The organism is Candidatus Aquicultor secundus (genome assembly GCF_002791875.1).
Taxonomy (GTDB): domain Bacteria; phylum Actinomycetota; class Aquicultoria; order Aquicultorales; family Aquicultoraceae; genus Aquicultor_A; species Aquicultor_A secundus.
The window spans coordinates 1-1,052 of sequence record NZ_PFNG01000107.1 but is presented as its reverse complement, the minus strand read 5'-3'; the positions used below and the strand labels follow the sequence as shown (position 1 = coordinate 1,052).

Sequence of the window (1,052 nt, the reverse complement as noted above, 5' to 3'; positions counted from 1 at the left end):
TGATAGTAATAGGGGCGGGACATGCAGGATGTGAGGCGGCACTTGCCGCTTCTCGTATGGGTGCACGGACGCTGCTTTTAACGATTAGTCTTGATACCATGGCCTGGATGCCGTGCAATTCTTCTATTGGCGGCCCCGGTCGTGGACAGTTGGTGAGGGAGATAGACGCTCTCGGCGGGGAGATGGCGCGTCTTGCCGACCGTACCACGCTACACAGCAGGCGATCGAATATCGCGAAGGGCCCGGCTGTTCAGTCGCCGTTTACAATTGTGGACAGGCGGCAATACCAGCTTTTAATGAAATATTTACTCGAGCAAACAGATAATCTTCACGTCAGGCAGGCATTAATCAAGAAGATACAGCCCAACGGAGAAACCCTCGAAGTCACTTCTGTGTTTTCTGAGACGTTCGAAGCCAAGGCGGTGGTGCTTGCCGCAGGTACGTTCATGCGAGGCGAGGTAGTTTACGGCGATGTCGTGGAACAAGCGGGTCGTTATAGCGAGATCGCCGCGCCGGAAATATCGCGGAACCTGGAAGCTATGGGGTTCGCAATGGGCCGCTTTAAGACAGGCACATCCCCCCGAGTTTCGGCGGCAAGCGTGGATACGTCGGAGATGGAGATACAGGAACCGGATGAGCGCACCGAGCCATTTTCGTTCTGGACGGAGCAATTTGCCCCATATAACCTGGTATGTTACAAAACTAGAACAACTGAGGCGACACGCGGAACGGTGCTCGCCCACCTTCAACAATCCCGGCTCTTTAAAGACGGATCTCGTCCCATAGGCACTCGCTATTGTCCATCAATAGAGGACAAAGTGCTCCACGGTGCAGACCGACCAGGACACCCTGTATTTTTACAACCACAGGCGGCCGACGGAGCCGAGCTTTATATTCAGGGATTATCGACAAGTCTTCCGCCCGCAGCGCAAGAAGAACTAGTACGCTCTGTTCCAGGCCTCGAGCACGCCCGGATCATGCGCCCGGGCTATGCGGTTATGTATGACTATGTCTCTCCGGAGCAGCTTCTGCCAAGTCTTGAGACAAAGCTT

1 protein-coding gene is annotated in these 1,052 nt (G+C 54.6%); it reads left to right on the top strand.

Features of this window, described 5'->3' with window-relative positions; genetic code table 11:
• The coding region (locus COY37_RS04480) for an FAD-dependent oxidoreductase (protein ID WP_286976370.1) at positions 1 to 1,052 on the top strand (1,052 nt) is incomplete at both ends.